Source organism: Cricetibacter osteomyelitidis, from assembly GCF_004340985.1.
Lineage (GTDB): Bacteria > Pseudomonadota > Gammaproteobacteria > Enterobacterales > Pasteurellaceae > Cricetibacter > Cricetibacter osteomyelitidis.
The window spans coordinates 1-19,921 of record NZ_SLYB01000040.1 but is presented as its reverse complement, the minus strand read 5'-3'; the positions used below and the strand labels follow the sequence as shown (position 1 = coordinate 19,921).

The following is a 19,921-nucleotide window of genomic DNA, read 5'->3' as shown; positions in this document are numbered from 1 at the left end:
CGCAAAAAAAATAATTTAGCCCAACAGGCGACCGAAACCTTATTTAAAAAACTGAATAACGCCGCCAAACGCTACGGTCTTCCATTTCCGAGTGTCGGCACACAACCCGGCACCCGAATTTGGGATAAACTTATCGCCTTTGAAAATATCGGACGTGTTGCCGGTGTGATGGCAATAATTATTGCCTATCAGGATTTTAAACAGGCTTCGGGCAGGGGCGATAAAGCCCAACGTGATGCGGCGGTGCTGTTAGCGGTGGGTGAAATTTGTTCGTTACTGTCGACAATGAGCTTTGTTTCCGGTTTTGCCCCGGCATTAGGCATTGTGGGGGCGGCAATGGTTATCTTAGGTGTGGTGGTTTCCTTTTTCAAGGATAATCCTTATGAGGCTTGGGTAAGAACAGGGTTTTGGGGGAATTCGTTAGATTATTGGGGGGATGCGAGGCAGGATTTAGAAACTAGATTACCAATTACAAAAGCATTAGGTGAGAGTTCAAATAAAGACTTCAATAAAATTAAGGCATCCTTTGATAAAGAAATGGAAGCCTACTACAACCTGGCTTGGGGATTAACGGTGTCAACCCGATATCATCAATGGCAGCTTTTAGAAGTGAGTTGTCCGGCATTTTCGGAAGAAAAAGATTACCTTTCCCGCCTGGAAGTGGTTGTCACCCAATATGAACATATCTATGCAGGCAATGCCAATGAAGCGATAGCGTCATTACAAGGCATAGAAATCCCGATCACGCCAAAACGAACCGAACATCGAGGCAATGTGCTGATTGATCTTTCGACAGAAAAACTGTTTCGTGGTTATAAATCTATTAAGGTTGTGGAGACACAAGGCTACCCTAAACTCGGTGTTGATATTTTTGTGGTTAAAGTAAAATACCCGAAACTGGGCGAAAAAACCGATACGTTTTGGCAAAAGCACCGTGCCGATTATTTTGAAGGTGAAATTGTACTAGAAGGAAAATATTAATGAACACGAAAAACTACACCGCGGATATGATTTCACGTAATGTGAAACCTCTTGGTAACGGTGTGATTGAAATTACACGCTATAACTTAAGCTATTTTAAAGCGATATTAGTCTGGCCTTGGTTTTTGATTGTCACCACTATGACATTCTATGATATCTTCAATCAAACCGGAATGTTTAATGATATAAAATGGGCTGTATCGGTTGATTGGGCATTGGACAATAATTGGCAATTTTATACATCAAGTTTATTAGCACAAGGAAAGGATATTCCAATAAACGAATATGAGATCTTTAAAAATGAAATGTTAGAGATGTATGGACACAGAATCTACTACGGTTGGTTCTATATCCTATTCCCAATTTTCTGGTTTATTTTACTTTGCCTGCCCAATGCCCGTCCGGTGCGTATTGACGCTAAACGCCGCCTGATTTATTTTCAATGGTGGGGCCGATTTTATATTAAACAATACCCCGAAACTTTAAAACAGAACGAACAACGTTTAATCTACTTTCTGCAAACGGATTTTCATTCCTCCTGGCTTAACAGGGAAGCTATGAGCTGCCTGATTATGAACATTCCCCATGAAAATCCCGCATGCAATAAAAAAGCCTCGGTAGCACTGGGTGCTTATCGCCCCGTGTGTGAATATCAAAGCTATTACTTACGTGATTTTATTGTGGATTATTTAAGCAGTCCTAATCCCGATACCGAATTTGCCCACTATTTCAACAAACAAAAAACCATTTGGCAGGATTACTTCCGCTGGTTCTATCGCTTCAGCCTATTCCCAACCCTCGGCTACAACGAAAAGAAAACCGAAGCGAGAATCCAAGCCTGGCTTGAAAAATACGGGGATGGGCAATAAAACCTATAAAAATCAGACCGCACTTTTGAGCGAAAACTAAAAGTGCGGTTACTTTTAGGCGTGTTTTTATCAATGACTAGCGTAAAATACTCAAAACTGCTGTGCCGATTATTTTGAAGGTGAAATTATCTTAGAAGGAAACTATTAATGTATACACCGAACTACACTCCGGATATGGTTTCGCGTAATGTGAAATCGTTGGGCAATGGTGTGCTGGAAATCACACGTTATAACTTAAGTTATTTTAAAGCCATTTTGGTTTGGCCTTGGTTTTTGATTGTCACCACTATAACGCTTTATGACATATTTAATCAAACTGGAATGTTTCACGATATTCAATGGGCATTAGAGCCTACAGATAGGATCAAAGATACTTTTAGTTTTTATGAAGATCCCAAAAATCTGGGTTACACTTTTGCTGGCACCAATTTTGAACAATTTGCTATCGAATTATTTGATAAACATAAGGAACGACGTTATTTAGGCTGGTTCTATATCCTATTCCCAATTTTCTGGTTTATTTTACTTTGCCTTCCCAATGCCCGTCCGGTACGTATTGACGCTAAACGCCGTCTGATTTATTTCCAATGGTGGGGCAGATTTTATATTAAACAATATCCCGAAAGTTTAAAGCAGAACGAACAGCGTTTAATCTACTTTCTGCAAACGGATTTTCATTCCTCCTGGCTGAATCGGGACGCCATGAGCTGCCTGATTATGGATATTCCTTATGAAAATCCCGCACGCAATAAAAAAGCCTCGGTAGCACTGGGTGCGTATCGCCCTGTGTGCGAATATCAAAGCTATTATTTACGCGATTTTATTGTGGATTATTTAAGAAGTCCTAATCCCGATACCGAATTTGCCCGCTATTTCAACAAACAAAAAACCATTTGGCAGGATTACTTCCGCTGGTTCTATCGCTTCAGCCTATTCCCAACGCTCGGCTACAATGAAAAGAAAACCGAAGCAAAAATCCAAGCCTGGCTTGAAAAATACGGCGATGAGCTGTAAAACTTATTAAAATCTGACCGCACTTTTGGGGATAAAGCGGAAAGTGCGGTCGATTTTGCCTGATTTTTAAGATTATCGGATTTCAATTACCACCAGCCTAGCAGTTTCATCCAGACACCGCCTAAGCCGAACCAGATGATTAAAGAGGCGATAGAAACAATAAAACTTACCCCCCACCATTGACCGGTCGTGTTATAGCCGGAGCCGAATAGTGCAGGACCGGGGCCACCGGCGTATTGGGTTAAGCTCATGGATAGCGTAGAAGTATACCCCAAACCAACGGCTGCCAACATCGGCGGTGTGCCGACGGCAATAGCTGCTGCCAGGAAGGCTAAATACATGGCGGAAATATGTGCCATTGCGGAAGCAAAGAAGTAGCGGGTATAGAAATACACCAGCACCAAAATACTGAATGCAATCGGCCAGCTGTATTGCCCGATAGAAGCGGAAATATGAGTGGAGATCCAAGCGATCGCACCATATTTATTTAAGGCATTCGCCATCATTACCAATACCGCGAACCAGAACATGGTATCCCAAGCCGTGGTTTCAGCCACGATATTTTTCCAACTCATGATGTTTGATACCAGTAAAATCACCAAACCGATAAAGGCGGAAACCGTTGCCGGAATATGGAATACTAAATCGCCCACCGTCCAAAGTAATAATAGTAAGACGAAATCAAGCGCCAAGATAATTTCAGCAGTACTCATTTTGCCCATGCGTTTTAATTCGTCTTTCGCCATTTCAGCCATTTTCGGCGTTTTTTTCAATTCGGGTGGATAAATCAAATACACTAAATAAGGTAAAATAATCAAGCTGGCAATGCCGGGCACGATTGCGCCCAAGAACCAAGTTGTCCAAGAGATAGTGACCCCTTGACCGGCTGCAAGCTCGGCGATTAATGGGTTGCCTGCCATCGCAGTTAAGAACATGGTACAGGCGATCGTATCGATTTGCGATACGGCAATTGCCAGGAATGCACCGGCACGACGTGCAGTCGGTCCCGGCTTGGAGTCATAAGCATCAGCGATTGATTGCATAATCGGATACATAATACCGCCCCCACGAGCCGAAGCAGACGGAATTCCCGGAGAAATGATTAAGTCTGCAATAGCGATACCGTAGGCAACACCCATCATACGGTTGCCGAGTTTGGAAACGAAATACAAGGCGATACGTTTACCCAAACCAGTTTTGATCACCGCACGGGAAAGGAACATTGCGATACCGATTAACCAAATGGTTGCATTAGCGAAGCCGGATAACATCGCCACTTCGTCTTTACCGGCTTTGATTGGGGTTAAGCCGGTAACACCGCTGATCACTAATGCGAGCAAGGTCGCTGCTCCCATCGGTGCCGCTTTAGCGATAATCGCCACAATTGTTGCCACGAATAGTGCCAACATTCCCCACGCTCGCTGGCTCAGACCTTCCGGTGTAGGAATCAGATAAATTGCCAATCCCACAATGATAGAAATAATAAGTCCGGTCAAATTCACGCCCAATTTTACTTCAACTTGTGAGGCTTGGGATGAACTTGCCGGACTTGCTGATTTTTGTTCTGCCATTTTTTGCCCCCTTATAGTTAAGATATGACCTGCTTATTTCAAAACAAAAAATAAATATAACCCATTATAAGTAGATTTAAGTGCTTAGCAATCAATTTGGTGAATTTTTATGAAATTGAGAATATGAAAATAGCTTAATCAGTATGTTAAATGAGTGACATCATAACAATTTGTTTACATGCGGTACTATTTGATAAATATATGTTTAATAATTGAGCTATTTTTTTATAGTGTTAAAATATAGCCTGGAGTCATATTTTTCTTTTAAGTTTAGGGGTATATTTTGAATACAACATTATTTCATCAATTTCATCGTACTACGATGGGTAGTACAAATCACGCTCAATCTGTTTTTACTTCAAATCGTCCTTCTCACAATTTTCGTATTACAAAACTTTCTTGGTTGATAAAAGCAAGTTTTGCCGGATTATTGGTGTCGCCTATGGTAAATGCGGAGATTGAACTCACCGGACAAAATTCTAATACGCCCATTAATGATGGGGTAAATAGTGGTTTTATTATCATCGGTTTCCAAGGTGAGGGAACTATGACTGTTAATAATGGCTTTCAAGTGATTAGTACAGGAGCTCATATTGGTAACCAACGGGGAGGATATGGCGTTGTTACTATTACCGGACAAGGTACCAAATGGGAAAACAATAGTGCGTCGGGAGCATTTAACATAGGTAACTCAGCGGCCAGCGGTGATTTGACTATATCCGATGGTGCCAAAGTCATACAAAATACAACTGCTACAACAAATTTCTGGGCATGGAATGACAATCCTGCACCAGGTAAACGTTCTACCGCGAATATTCTTATAGAAGGAGAAGGTTCGGAATTGTATTATGCTTCAATGGTACGGTCCAGCGGACGTGGTGGAAAAACAGCTATTATTTTAAAAGATAGAGGCACTTTAACTATTCCTTCGATTAGTATTGAAAACGAATTTTCATTAACCATCGGCGATAATGCAAAAGCAGGCATAATTAATGTGAAGTCTTTACCCGGACGTTCGCAAAATATTGATTTTATACCTACAGCTCAATCACTGTATTCATTAGTTTTTTCCCAGACAGATAGTGAGTATGCTTTTAATGTGCCCATTTCTCGTTTTGATATTTACCACAATACAGTAGGTACAACCAAGTTTTCTAAAATTGTTAATCGAGGCACAATGCAAGTGCTCAATGGCATAGTGCAAACCGAAACTGAGAATATTTTCAGAAATTCCCCAAATATTTTTGTAGATACAGCCGGTACATTATCTTTAAACGGTAACAGCCAAAGTACCGGATTATTAAGAAATGCCGGTACGGTGGTGCTGTCATCAGATACTCAAGCGGCTAATACAGCAAGCACCACACTCACTGTGCAAAATTATGAATCTACATCAGATAATTCTAAGCTGGTATTAAGTACAAAATTAGACGATGATGATGCCAATAATAACGGTTCATCAAAAAGTGATATATTGATTGTCAGCGGTGATGTTAGCGGCAAAACTAATATTATGGTAAATAATGTGGGCGGTTCGGGAGATTTAACAACTCGAGGAATTAAAGTTGTACAAGTAGATGGAAATTCTACCGGTGATAATTTTGTTTTAACCGGAGAAAGTATTTCATTGCGTGCTAATAATAAACAACAGTTTACCTATCGTCTATATCAAGGTATTGATGGTGTTGCGCCAAGTGTTGATACGACAGGGATTGACACAAATGACTGGTATTTACGCAGTAATTGCTCTGATGGATCACATACCGTGGGGAATAGTGTAACCGCTGGAAAATATGACGGTTTAGGCTGTCTTTCTGACGATATTATTACCGTGACTACCGATGCAACATTAGACAAAGTAGAGGGTGCCGGAGGTGCTGATACTATAATGATTACTGATAATGCTATTGTAAACGGTAATGTTTATGGTGGAGAAAACGGTATAGATAGTAGCTCTGATCATGACAGCGACGATACAATAATCGTATCGGGTACGGCACAGATAGACGGTACGGTTTATGGTAATGCAGGTAACGATAATTTTATTTGGTCTGACGCTTCAACTATTAATGCACTTTATGGCGGAGATGGTTCCGACACAGCGATTATCAGCTCAACAGGTTATGATGGTTCGCAAGTACTGGATGGCGGTGATGATAACGAAATTTCAGATGGTGATATTGATACTTTGAATATTAATAATTTAACAGTATCAGCCGGTGGAAGACATATTTTTCATTGGGAAACCGTTAATCTCAATGACACTACATTCAAGCTAACCGATACCTTAACAGTTTCTGCAGATAAAAATTACGGCTTAAATATCAATGCAGGTTCCACATTAGGACTTTCCGCTGAAACTGCCACAGTGAAAGGGCAAGTAACTAATAGTGGTACTATCGATCTAACAAGCACCTCAACGGCCACAGAAACTTTGAATATTAATGGCAATTATATCGGTAATAGTGGTAGTACCATTAAATTGAATACCATTTGGAATGCTCCCGGTGATGCCGGAGGTTCCGATTCTGAATCGGATATACTAAATATTTCCGGTACGGCAACAGGTAGCACTAAGGTTATTTCAGTAAAAGCAGATGGTACGGAAAATATTATTGACGGTAACATACAACAAATTTCTCAAGTTATTAATACTATTCCGGTGATAAATGTAAATATTACCGGAGATACCGTATTTACCGGAATAACCTCTACTACTGGAGCCGCCGAGGCACAGTTAGCCAAACGTATCGTAAATGGTAAAGATGAATATTACTGGACTATTTCGGCATTAACACCAGCGCCAACACCAGATCCGACAATTTACGACAATACCGTATCGGGTTATGTTCAAACACCTTGGGCAAATTTAGAACAAGCTTATGCAGTATTGCGGACATTCCACGAACGTCGAGGTGATAATCAATATTTGGGCCAAAATGCTAATGGACAAGCCTGGGCAAAATTGCTTGGTAGCCATTTGCGTTTAGATGGGAAAGAGCGTTTAGGTTTTGATCTCGCAGTAAATGGAGTTCAAATCGGTTATGACTTTAGCTCAACGCATACTGCTAATGGCGGATATGGTTTCACCGGTATCTATGGTGCATTTTCTCATGGTAATGCTAAATTCAATGATCAATTCAGAGCAGAAAACGGCATTATAACAAATGATAAATATACCGGTCGTACCAAAACCGATATGTGGAGTTTAGGATTAACGCATACTCGCTATTCAACAGATGGTAGCTATGTGGATTTAGTTGGTCAGTTATCCCGCATCCAAAATAGTTATAACAGCCGTACAGCAGTGACATATAAAAATAAAGGCGTGAGTGCTATCTTATCTGCGGAAACGGGTAAGGTGTTCGATTTGCCAAATTCCGGTTGGGTTTTAGAACCGCAAGCTCAAATTATGTACCAAGCCGTTAAATTAAATGACTTTACGGATAGTAAATCAAAACAGATAGATTATTCTACTCAACATAATATCCGTGCTCGTGTAGGCGTGCGACTAGCTTATAATGCACAACAAATGGCAGAAACAGTTCAAGCTATTAATTTCTATACAGTGGCTAATCTTTGGACGGATTTAGTTAAGCCGAAAGCGGTGAAAATAGGTTCTGATACTGTACGAGAAAACTATTCATCACTTTGGGGCGAATTGGGTATCGGTTTCCAACTGCCGGTTACACAAAATAGCTATTTCTATGTTGATGGGCGTTATGAACGTAATTTGACTCGAAACCAACGTGAAGCTTATCGCGGTACGGTAGGTTATCAATATACTTGGAAATAGCCGTAGTAAAGAAAGGAGCGTTGACGGCGAATTTTTATCAATCAATAAGATAAAATGTGTTTGAGATAGATGATAATATGGCGGTGAAAAATGAGCAAAACGTGTCAAAAATCGACCGCACTTTTGCGACATTATGTTTCAGTTGTAAAAAATATTATTTTTGAATAGACATAGTGAACCGGTTGGAGGTAGTATTACTTAATCAGGAGAGAAATATAAAGGTATAAAATGGAAGAACAGGTTTCTTATATTGCTCATATTCGTAAGAATGATAAAAAAGTTCAAACTCTTGAAGAGCATTTAACTGAAACAGCACAGATTGCGAGCTTACTGGCTTCAAAACTTAATCTACCTATAGCAGGACAGCTTTTAGGCTTAATGCATGACTTCGGTAAATATTCCAAAGATTTTAAGGATTATATTAAAGCAGTAACAGGTATTGACCCTGATGCCGATAATGATTATGTCTTGCCGAATGGTCATAAGATTGATCATTCCACCGCAGGTGCGCAGTGGATATATCGTCATCTGAAGAAATTCGGAGTACAGAACGGTATTGGAGAACTTATTGCACAAATATTAGGGTTATGTATTGCCTCTCATCATGGCGTTGGCTTAATTGATTGTTTAAGTCCTGAAGGTGAAGCAATTTGGATAAAGCGTTTTCAAAAAGAGGATATGCTGACACATTTGGCGGAATGCGAACAAAATGCCGATAAGATGGTTTTGCGGCAAGCTGAATTGTTAGCGACTGAAACGTTGATACAAGAATTGAGGAAACCGATACTTAATATACTTAAAGATAAAGAAGCTAACATAAAAATCAAAGAATTTTATCTTGGCTGTTTGAGCCGTTTTCTGTTCAGTTGCCTGATTGATGCCGATCGTATCAACAGTGCGGATTTTGAGCGCGAAGAGCAAAAAAGCTTACGCCGTCTGACACAGAAACCGAGTTGGCAGAAGGCGATCGAAAAACTTGAAAGCCATTTGGCAAATTTTAAAATTTGTTATCCTATTGATCAAATCCGTCGAGAGATTTCTGAAACCTGCCTAAAGCGAGCGACGGATCCACAAGGTACTTATACTCTCACTGTGCCAACAGGTGGAGGCAAGACTTTAGCAAGTTTGCGTTACGCATTGCATCATGCCAAACAACATAATCTCGACCGCATTATCTATATCATTCCTTACACTTCCATTATTGATCAAAATGCGCAAGCCGTGCGTGATATTCTCGATGACAGTTGGGTTCTTGAACATCATTCCAATCTTGAACCTGAAAAACAAAACTGGCAGGACAAACTGCTTTCGGAAAACTGGGATAAGCCGATAGTTTTTACCACGATGGTGCAGTTTCTTGATGCATGGTTTGGTAGTGGTACGCGCGGTGTGCGACATATTCACCCAATGACGAACAGCGTGTTAATTTTCGATGAAATCCAAACCTTGCCCGTGAAATGCGTGCATTTGTTTAATAATGTGTTGAACTGGCTTACGCAATTCGGTAAATCCAGTGCGGTATTGTGTACGGCAACCCAACCGTTACTTGATAAATTGCCTAAATCGGCGTTTGGCGAATTGAAACTAACGAATGATCCTGAAATTATGGGTAAAAACAAAGCGTTAGATAAATTATTCGCTGATTTGTCTCGTGTGGAAATCTCGTATCGACAAAAAGCAGGTGGTTGGTTGCTTGATGAAGCGGGTTCTTTTTTAATGGAACGGTTCCGGACGGCATCAAGCTGTCTTTTTATCGTCAATACCAAAAAATGGGCGCAGGAACTTTACCAATACTGCCAAAGGCAAAACGTGCCGTCTGAAGCGTTGTTCCATTTAAGCACTAATCAATGTTCAGTCCATCGAAAAAGCATTTTTGATGAAATTAAACGCCGTCTGAAAAACAAAGAACCTGTTATTTGCATCAGTACTCAGCTTATAGAAGCCGGAGTGGATATTTCGATGGAATGCGTGATTCGTGCCTTAGCGGGCTTGGACAGCATTGCCCAAGCCGCCGGGCGCTGCAATCGTCACGGTGAAAAATATGGCAAAGGGCAAGTTTATGTGTTAAATCTAAAAGAGCCTGATTTGACAAAAGTGTTGCCTGATATAGATATCGGTCAGCAAAATGCCGACCGCATATTGCGCGAATTTGCAGGACAGGATATTTTGCAGCCTATGGCGATGCAACAGTATTTTCAATGCTATTTTTACAATCGCAGCAGCGAAATGGCTTATTCCGTCAAAGGCAGTTCATCAGGCAGTTTGCTTGATTGGCTTTCTGATAACTGTTTGAATGTGTATTCGCCTAAAAATGACAAGCGTACTAAGCCTTTTCCTTTATTGATGCAGTCATTTAAAAGTGCCGGACTAGCATTTCAAGCGATTGATGCGCCGACCCGTGCCGTGATAGTGCCGTATGGTAAAGGTAAAGACTTGATCGCTGAACTATGCGGTACATGGAATCCTCAAAAAATGTACCGCACTTTGCAGGCGGTGCAGCAATATAGTGTCAACATATTTCCAAAAGTGTGGGAAAAGTTGGAAAAAGAACAAGCAGTGCATGAGGTTCAGGCAGGTTCGGGGATCTATTATTTGAAAGAAGAGTATTACAACAACGAATATGGATTGTCAGTTAATAAAACTGGCGAGATGACATGTTACGATTTTTAGAAGGTGCAACATGAAAAATAAAATTAGTTTCCGTGTTTGGGGGCGACAAGCGTTATTCACTGATCCAATAACTAAAATAGGTGGTGAAAAATTCAGCTACCAAGTGCCGACTTACGAAGCCGTTAAGGGCATCCTAAGAAGCATTTACTGGAAGCCGACCCTGATCTGGCATATTGACCGTATCCGCGTAATGAAGCCGATACGTACTCAAAGCAAGTCCACCAAGCCAAGACAATGGGAGTCCCCTAAAGGAGCTCATCATACTTTAGCGATTTACACCTTTTTGCAGGATGTAGAATATCAAGTAGAAGCTCATTTTACTTGGAACGAAAACTGGGAAGAACTCAAAGGCGACCGCAATGTCGGCAAACATATGGCAATTGCAAAAAGAATGCTGGAACGCGGTGGACGGCAGGATATCTTTCTCGGTACGCGCGATTGTCAAGGCTATGTAGAACCTTGTGAGTTTGGTGAAGGTAAGGGATTTTTCGATGACATCGACAATCTGGATTTTGGATTAATGTTCCATAGCTTCGGTTATCCTGAAGAAACAGGTAACCACGAACTGATTAGCCGATTTTGGGCAGCGAATATGCAGTATGGTGTGATTGAATTCCCAAGTGTAAATGATACAAACTGTCTGAAAACCCGTTTTATCCGTAAAATGAAACCTGAAAAACCGTTCAAACGTAGTGAGAATGTGAAACCTGTTGAAGATGAGGCTGAGGAGCTTGGATTATGAGTTGGATGCAAAAATTGTATAAAACCTATGAGTATGTACAAGAACTGGAAATAGACGATGAAGATTTAGCGTTACCTTTTCATATGCCGAAAGCAGTTCATTTAAAAGTGGTTTTAAATGATAAGGGAGAGCTTGTTCAGGCAGAACGTTTCGATGGTAAGAAACAAGTTCCTATTCAAGTAACTGAAAAATCATCGAAACGATCCGGCTCAACTATCGCGGCTTATGCTTTACATGACAGTTTGCAATATATAGCTAAAACAGCAGGACAATATTTGACGATTGAATATCTTTCTAAAGTAGCTGAAAAAGAAAGCGGAAAAAAGTGGAAAGCATTTTTATCTGATACAGAAGATGGAAAGAAACAATTTGTTGATGAAGAAAAAGCAAAATATCAAAAAAGTTTTGAATTTTATGAGCAGCAGCTGAAAAAATGGGCTGAATTTAGCAATGTGAATGAAATTAAAGTTGTTTCCGAATATGTACAAAAGGGTTCATTAATCGAAGATTTATTGTCGAAAAATATTTTTTCTATTAAGGAAAACATTTTGTTGTCTGGTAATGATGATCCTTTTAGCTTAACTATCGTATGGGCAGTAGAAATGCCACATGATCCACATTCTGACTTATGGAGTAAAAGCAGTATTAAAACGGAATGGATTAGGTATCAAGAAAGTCTGGATGAATTGAGTTTTAATCAAAAAGACTTGTGTTACGCAACGGGCGAACTAGATTTTCCGGCAACAGCATATCCAAAGATTGAAGGAAATGCCAAATTAGTTTCTGCCAATGATACTGAAGGTTTAACTTTTCTTGGTCGTTTTCAAACGGACAAGCAAGCTGCTAGCTTGGGTAGAGATGTTTCTCAAAAAGCATTTAATATGTTGAAATGGTTAATTAAACGTCAAGGTATCCGTAACGGTTCTCAAGTGACCGTTGCATGGGCAATCAGCGGTAAAGAAATTCCATCACCAATGAAAGACAACTTTGATGAAATCGATTGGGACAATTTAGACACAAGTGCGGCAGAAACTGAAGCCGAAATATCGTATGAAAACGAAATTGGTGATATTGACTGGTCAGTCAATATCGGTAAAGCTGCCGCAGATATTATCAAAAAGAAACTGCACGGTTATCAGGCAAACTTAGAGGCCCACGAACAGATTTCCCTGTTAATGCTTGATTCTGCAACCCCGGGGCGTATGGCTCTGACCTATTACCAAGAATTTCTGCCTGCCGACTATTTTGCCAATTTAGATGCGTGGATAGACGATATGTCTTGGTATCAACGGTACAGTATTGAAAAGCCGAATGCCAAAAAATCGAATAAAAAACAAACGGTTTGGGCATTTATACCACCATCGCCATTTGCTATTGCCCAAACAATATTAAGTAGAGCTGAGAGGGAAGATAAAGAGAAGAAAGCCCAAAAACAACTTTACGCCCGCCTTCTGCCTGTTATTGCAGGAGGACATAGCGTACCGATACCATTTGATTTGGTACAAAAAAGTTTTCAGACAGCATGTAATCCAAACGGCTGTGAAAACTGGGAATGGCAACGCAATATTGGCATCGCCTGCGCTTTATACAAAGGCTGGCACGCCCGTCATTATAATTCATCACCACGGAGAACTTATTCTATGAGTTTAGATTTAGAAAACCGCTCACGCGATTATTTGTTCGGCAGGCTGCTAGCTGTTGCCGAAAGCATTGAATCCTACGCCCTTTATTTGGCGGACGAGAAACGAGCTACCACTGCTGAACGTTATATGCAGCATTTTGCTGAACATCCGTTTGCCACTTGGCGCAACATTGAACTAGCGTTAAAACCTTATCAAGAGCGTTTGCGCAACCGTGGCAAAGATACTGGCAGTCAAACTATCAGTGAAATTATGGAACTGTTTGAACTTGCCGATTTCACTTGTGACGACAAACTCAGTGGCGAATTTTTGCTCGGCTATCACTGCCAGAAAATGGAAACTATTCGCCAAATTGCCGAACGCAAAGCCGCCAAAGCAAAATCAACCGACACAATTGAATAACCGACTTTATAAGGAAAATTAAAATGAGTCTAACTAAAAAAATCGATTTCGCCTTAATCTTAAAAGTAACCAACGCCAATCCCAATGGCGATCCTCTCAATGGTAACCGTCCTCGTGCTGATTTTGCAGGTTTTGGCGAAATAACAGATGTCTGCTTAAAACGCAAAATCCGTGACCGCCTGCAAGATAGCGGCGAAAATATTTTTGTGCAGTCCGATGAAAAGAAAACAGACGGTATGACCAGTCTTGCCAACCGTGCTAAAGACGAAAATGTTGGTTTGGGGGTAAATGCATTCAACGCCAAAGCCAATAAAGACGAAACGGCTAAAAAAGCGTGTGAAAAATGGTTGGACGTTCGCAGTTTCGGACAAGTATTCGCTTTCGCAAAAAACAATGAGACTTCGGGCGTATCCATCGCTGTACGCGGTCCCGTTACCTTGCATTCAGCATTCAGTGTTAAACCCGTAATTATTACCAGTACACAAATTACCAAAAGTGTCAGTGGTGAAGGCGATGGCAGCAAAAAATCGTCCGACACAATGGGTATGAAACACCGTGTTAACAGCGGCATTTATGTTGCCTTTGGTGCAATGTCACCGCAACTTGCCGAACGAACAGGCTTTTCAGATGACGATGCCGAAAAAATCAAATCCGTATTAACTAAGCTATTTGAGGGGGACGCGTCTTCAGCTCGCCCAGAAGGTTCAATGCAAGTGCTTAAGCTAATTTGGTGGGAACATAATTGCAAATCAGGGCAATATTCTTCAGCCAAAGTGCACGGCAGCCTAAATGTTAATGCTGATGGCAGTTATACATTGAATAAGCTAGACGGTTTAGAGCCAAAAGAAATTGACGGTTTCTAAATGAGAATGACGGATTTGCAAAATTCCACAGAAATTTTACCGCTTGCTAAGCCGTCATTGAGCAATGACAAGCGGTTAATTTCGCTTTCCGCTTTGCAACATTACGCTTTTTGCCCGCGCCAATGTGCGTTGATTCATAACGAACAGGCGTGGGCGGAGAATTTTCTGACCGCACAAGGCAGGGCATTACACGAACGGGTGGATTCCGGCGAGCCGGAAGTTCGCAAAGGCATTCGTTTTGAGCGAACGGTTCACGTCTCGGCGGAAAAACTGGGCATTAGTAGCATTTTGGATTTGGTCGAAAGAAATCTTAAAACCGATGAATTAAAGCCGGTGGAATACAAACGTGGCAAACCGAAACCCGACCCAATGGATGAAATCCAACTCTGTGCCCAAGCGTTATGTCTAGAAGAAATGACAGGGCAGACGATCAACGAAGGGGCGTTATGGTATATGCAAACCTGCCATCGCCTGCCAATCACGTTTTCCCCTGAATTACGCGCCAAAACGCTTGCGATTATTGACCAAGTGCGGTCACTTTTAAACAGCGGAAAAACACCTGCTCCTGAATACGGCAAACGCTGTAAAGCCTGTTCACTGTTCGATCTCTGCCAACCGCAGTTGTTAGAGAAGGATAGATCGAAAAGGTATGTGGAGAGATTGTTTGGGGAAGATTAATCCATCAAAATAAAAACTGTAAGCTGTAAAAGTGCGGTTGATTTTCGAGTAATTTTATAAAATAAGGAGATAAAATGCTTCCGGTCGGACACAAAAAAGCCCTTTTTATCGCACAAAAAATGCGCCCCGATTTTATTTTCCAAATGGCACAGCTGGAAAATAACCCATTTACCTTTCCTGAAATTCAAACTACGTTATCGGGCATTACCGTTGGCGGACATAAAATCAGCGATCAAAATCAGGTTTTAAATATTGCTAGTGGTTGGCAGGAAATTATCCGCCAGGTTGCCGCTGAGAAGTTTACCGTCTCCAAAGAAAATTTTATTTATATCAATACATTAGTTGCAAAAGAAGAAGCATTGGAAGTAGGCGATTTTCGGAGCGGGCAGGTGGGTATCAGCGGTACGGATTATCGTCCACCGCAAGCGGGCGAACCCTTGAATACCGCTTTTGAAGTCTTACTGGAAAACTACGCCATCGCTGCAACAATCCCCGAAAAAGCTTTCGGCTTATTTCTTGATGCTGCCCGTGCTCAGTTTTTTTATGATGGCAACAAACGCACAGGGCAGTTGATGATGAGCGGTGTTTTAATGAGCCACGGCTTCGCCCCGCTCACCGTATTTGCCGACAGCAAACTGGAATACAATCAACTGATGCTCGATTTTTACCAAATCGGTGAAAAAGCCCCGATGATTGCGTTTTTAACACGCCAGTATGAACGGATTTATCGGGCGTTTGAGTAAAAGTGCGGTCAAAATTTCAGGAATTTTCCAATTATGCGTAAACTCCAAAACACACTCTACATCACCACTCAAGGTAGCTAATTGCATAAAGAACGTGAAACTTTAGTGGTGGAGCAGGATCGAAAAAAAGTGGCACAGTTACCGATACATTCTATCGGACATATTTTTTGTTTTGGTAATGTGTTGGTTTCGCCGTTTCTGATGGGATTTTGTGGGGAAAATAACGTCAATTTGGCGTTTTTTACGGAAAACGGGCGCTATCTTGGGCGGTTGCAAGGGCGGCAAAGTGGCAATGTGTTGCTACGCCGAGCGCAATATAAGGTGTCGGAGCAAAATCCTGTGCCGATTGCTCGCAATATTATCGCGGCGAAAATCCAAGCCTCTAAGCGAGTTCTGCAACGCCAGATTCGCAATCACGGTGAAAATGCTGATCTTCAATCTGCCATTACGGCGTTAAATTACAGTTTGCGACAGTTGGAAATCGTGCACAATTTAGATTTGATTCGGGGTATTGAGGGTGATGCGGCTTCTCGCTATGCCATTACGGCGTTAAATTACAGTTTGCGACAGTTGGAAATCGTGCACAATTTAGATTTGATTCGGGGTATTGAGGGTGATGCGGCTTCTCGCTATGCCATTACGGCGTTAAATTACAGTTTGCGACAGTTGGAAATCGTGCACAATTTAGATTTGATTCGGGGTATTGAGGGTGATGCGGCTTCTCGCTATTTCGGGGTATTTTCGCATTTGATTAAAGCAAATAGCGGGTTTCATTTTGACGGGCACAATCGCCGTCCGCCACGAGATGGTGTCAATGCGTTGCTGTCGTTGCTGTACAGCATTGTGGGTAAGGATATCAGCGGGGCATTGCAAGGTGTGGGCTTAGATCCGCAAATCGGTTTTCTGCACGCTGATCGTCCGGGGCGAGACAGTCTGGCGCAAGATATTCTGGAAGAATTTCGTGCTTGGTGGGCAGATAGAATGGTGTTGTCGCTGATTAATCGAGGGCAAATTAAACCGGGTGATTTTGTGACGGAAGCCGGCGGAGCAGTAATGCTTAAACCCGAAGCGAGAAAGTTATTGTTTCAGACATTGCAGGCGAAAAAGCAAGAAAAAATTACGCATCCCTTTTTAGGGGAAGAAGTAGAAATAGGCTTGTTACCTTATATTCAGGCGATGTTATTGGCTCGCCATCTGCGCGGTGATTTGGCTGAATATCCACCCTTTTTAATGCGTTAGTCTTTGTAAAATGTTGTTGAAATTTAACCGCTCTTTTCAGCTTCGCTTATTGAGGAATAGTTAGATATGCTGATGTTAATTACCTACGATATTTCATTCGACGATCCGGAAGGACAAAAACGCCTACGCCAAATTGCCAAGCATTGTTTAGATTATGGTGTTCGAGCTCAATATTCAGTGTTTGAGTGTGATGTGACACCTGATCAATGGGTTAGATTAAAAAATAAATTACTGGCGACATATAACCCGGATTGCGACAGTTTGCGCTTTTACCATTTGGGAAGTAAATGGCGTAACAAAGTGGAACATCACGGCGCAAAACCTGCCGTTGATATTTTTAAAGATACATTGATTCTATAGATCGCTAACCTGTAGTTCTCATAAAAATAGAGTAAGATTAGCGAATCGAAAAAGTCCTTTAATAATCAGGCAATTAGAAAAAATAGCATAACGAGTCCGGCGAATATGCTATACTTTTTTGACTTCCTATAAACCGTTAGCGAATAACAGGTAATAAAGTTTGGTATTTCAATATTTTATTTTATAGGGACCAGCTACCTACGGGTAGCTGTGAGTTGAAACTTCTCATATCACTATAAATTCCCGCTGCTCATTGGTGCCAGCTACCTACGGGTAGCTGTGAGTTGAAACCCCAAATGACAAAACGTCATTTCGGGAACAGTCAAACCAGCTACCTACGGGTAGCTGTGAGTTGAAACTGTGCAACGAGTAAATTGAGGTAGTCCCAAAGAAACCAGCTACCTACGGGTAGCTGTGAGTTGAAACATAACTTTTCCCACTGCCCGGGATACCTACATAAGCCAGCTACCTACGGGTAGCTGTGAGTTGAAACAATAACGATTGGGTATTGCATAATTTATTTTATCCCAGCTACCTACGGGTAGCTGGGAGTTGAAACATTTATTTTGAATTTTATACCAAAAAAATGAATTTCCAGCTACCTACGGGTAGCTGTGAGTTGAAACATTATTTAACTTGGATACTCCGGCACATAATTCACCCAGCTACCTACGGGTAGCTGTGAGTTGAAACAAATGATGCCACTTCGTTTGCTGTCAATACGGCTCCAGCTACCTACGGGTAGCTGTGAGTTGAAACCAATACTTAGCCCAAGCTAACCCAACACTAATATCCCAGCTACCTACGGGTAGCTGTGAGTTGAAACTCGTCGTGGACTGCTGCTGACTTAGCTAAAAATCCAGCTACCTACGGGTAGCTGTGAGTTGAAACTTCGTAGTCATCATTAATATTCCACACTGTGCCGTCCCAGCTACCTACGGGTAGCTGTGAGTTGAAACTGCTTGCTCAAGCAGCTTGTTAATATCGCCTTGTCCAGCTACCTACGGGTAGCTGTGAGTTGAAACAATGGATTAGGTTATTTTGATTGCTTGTTTTTTAAGCCAGCTACCTACGGGTAGCTGTGAGTTGAAACGATTTTTACTATTAATCAGCTCTTAAAATGTGGTGTCCAGCTACCTACGGGTAGCTGTGAGTTGAAACAACACCGATGGCATAGATGCTTGGATTTGTTGTGCCAGCTACCTACGGGTAGCTGTGAGTTGAAACTAATATTTAATTGCTTGCACAAAATAACTAGCACCCAGCTACCTACGGGTAGCTGTGAGTTGAAACATATTATCCCCCCTAATATGCTTACTGTTGTTGGCCAGCTACCTACGGGTAGCTGTGAGTTGAAACAATTTTATCTTGCGGACTAACCGCAGCAAGTAAAACCAGCTACCTACGGGTAGCTGTGAGTTGAAACACAGGTTTTAACCGGTGTTAAATCTGCACACCATCGCCAGCTACCTACGGGTAGCTGTGAGTTGAAACATCAATTGATATTTTATCCATTAATTCGGCAACTCCAGCTACCTACGGGTAGCTGTGAGTTGAAACTTCATCTTCACTATTGTAAGCGGTGATATAATCTCCAGCTACCTACGGGTAGCTGTGAGTTGAAACGTAGTGGCTATATTTAAATATTTAATTAACTTTTCCAGCTACCTACGGGTAGCTGTGAGTTGAAACAAATACCCACGCTTCAAAGGGTTCGGCTTCAGGTCCAGCTACCTACGGGTAGCTGTGAGTTGAAACTTTGTCTGATTCGTTGTCCGATAGTCTCAAATGACCAGCTACCTACGGGTAGCTGTGAGTTGAAACATCCAATTAGTATTGAGAGAATCAATAAGCTGTTCCAGCTACCTACGGGTAGCTGTGAGTTGAAACTATTTGTCATGTAACATCCCCTTTATACTGGATAGACCAGCTACCTACGGGTAGCTGTGAGTTGAAACTAATAACTGAAATAAATCATCTTGGTTTTGAATCCAGCTACCTACGGGTAGCTGTGAGTTGAAACGTTCTTTAGGGTGCGATTGGCGGGTTAAGTTTCTAGGCCAGCTACCTACGGGTAGCTGTGAGTTGAAACTTGGTTTCGGCGACGTGCATTGACTCCGCCATTGCCAGCTACCTACGGGTAGCTGTGAGTTGAAACACCGTAGGAAACTTGGACTTGTTTTCTATTGTTGCCAGCTACCTACGGGTAGCTGTGAGTTGAAACTAAATGGTTAAGCACCTTAACTAATTCCGGCACACTGTAGTGATACACTAATCTTGCAGTCCTCAATAGGTGGTAAAATACCATCCAAAAGAGGAAACCCAAATGAAACAATCAAGACGCACATTTAGC

General features: G+C 41.6%; 12 protein-coding genes, 1 pseudogene and 1 CRISPR repeat array. Of the genes and pseudogenes, 12 read left to right on the top strand and 1 reads right to left on the bottom strand.

The window, feature by feature from the left end; translation table 11 throughout:
- From EDC44_RS12130 to EDC44_RS12120, 3 genes and pseudogenes are all read left to right on the top strand, one after another.
- Positions 1-981, top strand: a pseudogene (locus EDC44_RS12130) (hypothetical protein); the annotation flags it as partial.
- On the top strand, positions 981-1,850 hold the full coding sequence (locus EDC44_RS12125; RefSeq protein ID WP_131979395.1) for a hypothetical protein: 870 nt from the start codon (positions 981-983) through the stop codon (positions 1,848-1,850). The pseudogene EDC44_RS12130 and the gene EDC44_RS12125, both read left to right, overlap by 1 nt.
- Before the next feature lie 147 nt (positions 1,851-1,997).
- The gene (locus tag EDC44_RS12120; RefSeq protein ID WP_131979392.1) at positions 1,998-2,864 is read left to right on the top strand and encodes a hypothetical protein; all 867 of its coding nucleotides are present in this window, start codon (positions 1,998-2,000) and stop codon (positions 2,862-2,864) included.
- Positions 2,865-2,950: 86 nt separating this feature from the next.
- On the opposite strand, the gene EDC44_RS12115 is transcribed toward EDC44_RS12120, so the two are convergent.
- The gene (locus EDC44_RS12115) at positions 2,951-4,435 is read right to left on the bottom strand and encodes a DASS family sodium-coupled anion symporter (RefSeq protein ID WP_131979389.1); all 1,485 of its coding nucleotides are present in this window, start codon (positions 4,433-4,435) and stop codon (positions 2,951-2,953) included.
- A 283-nt stretch (positions 4,436-4,718) separates the two neighbouring features.
- Between EDC44_RS12115 and EDC44_RS12110 the strand changes: the two genes are divergently transcribed.
- From EDC44_RS12110 to cas2, 9 genes are all read left to right on the top strand, one after another.
- On the top strand, positions 4,719-8,231 hold the full coding sequence (locus EDC44_RS12110; protein WP_131979387.1) for an autotransporter outer membrane beta-barrel domain-containing protein: 3,513 nt from the start codon (positions 4,719-4,721) through the stop codon (positions 8,229-8,231).
- Positions 8,232-8,459: 228 nt separating this feature from the next.
- On the top strand, positions 8,460-10,901 hold the full coding sequence (gene cas3 / locus EDC44_RS12105) for a CRISPR-associated helicase Cas3' (RefSeq protein ID WP_131979384.1): 2,442 nt from the start codon (positions 8,460-8,462) through the stop codon (positions 10,899-10,901).
- Positions 10,902-10,911: 10 nt separating this feature from the next.
- Complete coding sequence (gene cas5c / locus EDC44_RS12100) at positions 10,912-11,643, top strand: type I-C CRISPR-associated protein Cas5c (RefSeq protein WP_131979381.1); 732 nt, start codon at positions 10,912-10,914, stop codon at positions 11,641-11,643.
- Positions 11,640-13,685 (top strand): type I-C CRISPR-associated protein Cas8c/Csd1, encoded by a 2,046-nt coding sequence (cas8c, locus tag EDC44_RS12095; protein WP_131979378.1) that lies wholly within the window; start codon positions 11,640-11,642, stop codon positions 13,683-13,685. The genes cas5c and cas8c overlap by 4 nt, the downstream gene beginning before the upstream one ends.
- A 23-nt stretch (positions 13,686-13,708) precedes the next feature.
- Positions 13,709-14,548 carry a type I-C CRISPR-associated protein Cas7/Csd2 gene (gene cas7c / locus EDC44_RS12090; RefSeq protein WP_131979375.1) on the top strand — a complete coding sequence of 280 codons (840 nt, stop codon included), beginning with the start codon at positions 13,709-13,711 and terminating at the stop codon, positions 14,546-14,548.
- A 6-nt stretch (positions 14,549-14,554) separates the two neighbouring features.
- Complete coding sequence (gene cas4 / locus EDC44_RS12085) at positions 14,555-15,226, top strand: CRISPR-associated protein Cas4 (RefSeq protein WP_131979398.1); 672 nt, start codon at positions 14,555-14,557, stop codon at positions 15,224-15,226.
- Between the two features lie 74 nt (positions 15,227-15,300).
- Positions 15,301-15,969 (top strand): Fic family protein, encoded by a 669-nt coding sequence (locus tag EDC44_RS12080; protein ID WP_131979372.1) that lies wholly within the window; start codon positions 15,301-15,303, stop codon positions 15,967-15,969.
- Between the two features lie 81 nt (positions 15,970-16,050).
- Positions 16,051-17,208 carry a CRISPR-associated endonuclease Cas1 gene (gene cas1, locus EDC44_RS13290; RefSeq protein ID WP_243647948.1) on the top strand — a complete coding sequence of 386 codons (1,158 nt, stop codon included), beginning with the start codon at positions 16,051-16,053 and terminating at the stop codon, positions 17,206-17,208.
- A gap of 66 nt (positions 17,209-17,274) precedes the next feature.
- Positions 17,275-17,568 carry a CRISPR-associated endonuclease Cas2 gene (gene cas2 / locus EDC44_RS12065; protein ID WP_131978488.1) on the top strand — a complete coding sequence of 98 codons (294 nt, stop codon included), beginning with the start codon at positions 17,275-17,277 and terminating at the stop codon, positions 17,566-17,568.
- A 190-nt stretch (positions 17,569-17,758) separates the two neighbouring features.
- A CRISPR array of direct repeats spans positions 17,759-19,792; the repeat unit is 32 nt; unit sequence CCAGCTACCTACGGGTAGCTGTGAGTTGAAAC.
- Positions 19,793-19,921: the final 129 nt, after the last annotated feature.